The sequence below is a fragment of the Streptomyces sp. NPDC047072 genome (assembly GCF_040643855.1).
Taxonomy (GTDB): Bacteria; Actinomycetota; Actinomycetes; order Streptomycetales; family Streptomycetaceae; genus Streptomyces.
In genome coordinates, this window is sequence record NZ_JBEYVC010000338.1 from 1 (window position 1) to 3426 (window position 3426).

At 71.2% G+C, this 3426-nt stretch carries 3 protein-coding genes; all 3 read left to right on the forward strand.

Features of this window, described 5'->3' with window-relative positions; genetic code table 11:
- Positions 1–3: 3 nt before the first annotated feature.
- A complete protein-coding gene (locus ABZ896_RS52320) occupies positions 4–1140 on the forward strand; it encodes a VOC family protein (RefSeq protein ID WP_360946486.1) in 1137 nt (378 codons plus the stop codon).
- A 14-nt stretch (positions 1141–1154) separates the two neighbouring features.
- Entirely contained in the window at positions 1155–2093 is a 939-nt protein-coding gene (locus ABZ896_RS52325) for a fumarylacetoacetate hydrolase family protein (RefSeq protein WP_360946480.1), read from the forward strand.
- A gap of 19 nt (positions 2094–2112) precedes the next feature.
- Positions 2113–3426: bifunctional 3-(3-hydroxy-phenyl)propionate/3-hydroxycinnamic acid hydroxylase (locus ABZ896_RS52330; RefSeq protein WP_360946483.1), on the forward strand; the 1314-nt coding region annotated here is incomplete at its 3' end.

Consider the following 3426-nt stretch of genomic DNA (forward strand, 5'->3'; position numbering starts at 1 on the left):
GAAATCCGCGTCAACGGGGCCGATGTCATCACGGCCCACCAGGACCTCCACAGTGAGCAGGGCGCCCTGCGGGGCGAGCACCCCGGCCGCTCCCGGAACCCGGTGATCAAGGTGGCCGACCTGGCCTGGCTGGAGTTCGAGAAGCCCGACCTGGACCGGGCGGAGGTGTTCGCCCTGGACTTCGGTTTCTCGGTGGCGGCCCGTACGCCGGACGCGCTGTGGCTGCGCGGCACCTTCGCGGGCTCGCCCTGCATGGTGATCCGGCGCGGGCGTACGTCCCGTTTCATCGGCCCGGCGTTCCGGGCGGCGGAGCGGGCCGACCTGGACCGGCTGGCCCGTGCGACGGGCCGGGACGTACGGGACGCCGACGTGCCCGGCGGCGGCAAGGTGGTCGACCTGCTGGACCCCTCGGGCTTTCCGGTGCGGGTCGTGCACTGCGCCGAGCGGCTGCCCGCGCTGCCCGAACAGCAGCCGCTGCTGCTCAACTTCGGTACGGATCACCGTCGTACGAACGCCACCCAGCGCGCGCCGCGCGAGCCGTCCCGCATTCAGCGCCTCGGGCATGTGGTGTTGGAGACACGGGTGTTCGGGCGCGCTCTGGACTGGTATCTGGACACGCTTGGGATGATCGTGTCCGACTTCCTGTTCCTGGACGGGCAGCGCGGCCGGGGTCCGACGATGGCGTTCATCCGCTGCGACCTGGGCGGCGTACCGGCCGACCACCACACGCTGGCGATGCACCTCGGCCCCGGCAACGGCTATGTGCACTCCGCCTACCAGGTCACCGACCTGGACTCCATCGCCGCCGGTGGCGAGTACCTCAAGGAGCGCGGCTACAAGCGCAGTTGGGGGATCGGGCGGCACATCCAGGGCAGCCAGCTCTTCGACTACTGGCGCGACCCCGACCACTTCATGCTGGAGCACTTCGCCGACGGCGACCTGTTCTCCTGCGACGTGGAGCCCGGCTGGGCGTCGATGTCGACCAGCGGCCTGGCCCAGTGGGGTCCGCCCGCCACCCGTGACTTCCTGGGCGCGAGCCCCTCCCCGCAGCGCGTCCGCGATGTCATCGAGGCTTTGCGCGGCGACAACGAGATGGACCCCGCACGACTTCTCGGCCTGCTCAAGGCCGCCAACTCCTGAACTGAGGCACCGACATGAGCACCAACGTCCTGCGTACCGCCGAGGGCTGGTGGGTCGTCCGAGGCGACCGAGCCGTCCCTGTCGAGACCAAGGCCGCCACGACCGCAGAACTGATCGCCGACCGAGCCGCCGTCCGCGAGGCCGCCGCCTCCGGTGAACCGGGCACGCCGGTAGCCGACCTGGTCGCGATCTCGCCGGTGACCACCCCCTGCCGCGTGGTGGCCCAGATGGTCAACTACCGCAGCCACGCCCGCGATTCGGGCTTCAAGGGCGACATCCCGCCCGCCTTCTTCCGCAAGGCGTCCGGCTCGGTCAGCGGCCCCGGCGTCACCGTCGTCCGCCCCTCCCACGTGAAGTTCCTCGACTACGAGATCGAACTCGGGCTCGTCATGGGTGCCTCCCTGCCCATCGGTACCGTGGTCGAGGAGGGGGACCTCCCGTCGTACGTCGCCGGGTTGGTGATCACCAACGACGTCAGCGCCCGTGAGGTACAGCTGACCAAGACGCAGTTCTACGAGAGTAAGTCGTACCCGACCTTCACGCCGACCGGCCCGTACCTGTCGTTGCTGGAGCCGGAGGACTTCACTCATCTCCTGGACCTGCGGCTGAAGCTGAGCGTCAACGGCGAGCTGCGCCAGGACCGCACCCTGGCCGACATGATCGTCCGCCCGGCACAGGCGCTCACCCTGCTGGCCCGGTTCCAGACCCTGGAGGCCGGCGACCTGCTGCTCACCGGCACCCCCGGCGGCACCGCACTCAAGGCGCCGCCGAAGGCCGTCGAGAAGATCGGTGCGCTGCTGCCGCCCGCGGTGAAGTGGAAGGCGTTCTTCAAGAGCCAGGCGAAGAACCCCCACTACCTGAAGCCGGGTGATGTGATCACGGCGACGATCGTGACCCCGGACGGCCGGATCGACCTCGGCGAGCAGCGCACGCCGGTCGCGGCCGCGAACTAACACCCGAGGTGAGCCGCACATGACCGTCGACGAAGCAGCACGTGTGCCCGTCGTGATCGTCGGGGCCGGGCCGGTGGGCGTGACCGCCGCCCTCCTCCTGGCCCGGCACGGCGTCCGCAGTGTCGTCCTCGAACGCCACCGGGACGTCTATCCGCTCCCGCGCGCCGTGGCAAACGACGACGAGATCCACCGGATCCTCCAGGCCGCGGGTGTCGGGGAAGAATTCACCGCGATCTCCCGTCCGGCAGGCGGGCTGCGGCTGCTGGACGCCCGGCACCGGGTGATGGCCGAGTTCCGGCGCTCCCCGCACGGCCACCACGGCTACCCCCAGTCCAGCATGTTCGACCAGCCCGAGCTGGAACGCGTGCTGCGCGACGCCCTGGCCGAGCACCCGGAGTGCGACCTGCGCGGCGGCGTGGAAGTCACCGGCGTCGGACCGGACACCGCGGGCCCCGTACGCGTCGCCTACCGCGACGGCGACGGTGGTGAGCACGAGCTGTGGGCCGACGCGGTCCTCGGCTGCGACGGCGCCAACAGCCTCACCCGCGAAGCCATCGGCGGCGCCTGGGAGGACTTGCGGTTCGAGGAGAAGTGGACCGTCATCGATGCCGAGACGACCGGCCCCGTTCGCTGCTGGGAGGGCGTCGACCAGGTCTGCGACCCCGATCGGCCGGGGACCTTCATGCGGGTGAACGACACCCGATACCGCTGGGAGTTCCGGCTCCGCGAAGGGGAAGGGCAGGAGACGGTCCGCGAACTGATCGCCCCGTGGCTGCCGCCCTCGTACGACGGGGACTTCGAGGTCGTCCGCGAGACGCAGTACACCTTCCGGGCCCGCGTCGCCGACCGCTGGCGCCACGGACGCGTCTTCCTGCTCGGCGACGCCGCCCACCTCACCCCGCCGTTCATCGGGCAGGGTCTGTGCTCGGGGCTGCGGGACGCCTACAACCTCAGCTGGAAGCTGGCGCGGGTGCTGCAACAAGGGGCTCCGGAAGGGCTGTTGGAGACGTACGAGAGCGAACGCAGACCGCACGCACGGCATGTGGTCCGGCTCGCGGTCGCGATGGGCTGGGCCATGACGGGCGGGCAGGACGGCGCGGCGGCGATCCGGCGCCGGGTGCTGTCCGCGGCCTGCCGCATACCCGGCATCACCGAGCGGGCCGGCCGTGACCTCAGCCCACCCCTGACCGCCGGACCGCTCGTGCGGCGCGGGCTCCGCCGAGGTCTGGCAGGCACGCACTGCCCGCAACCGTGGGTGAGCCCCGGCGGACGACGCACCCGCCTCGACGAAGCGCTCGGCGACTCCTTCGCCGTACTCACCGCCACCGCACCC

Coding starts and splice junctions, on each gene's coding strand:
- ABZ896_RS52325 (WP_360946480.1), top strand. CDS start 1,155: ATGAGCACCAACGTCCTGCGTACCGCCGAGGGCTGGTGGGTCGTCCGA.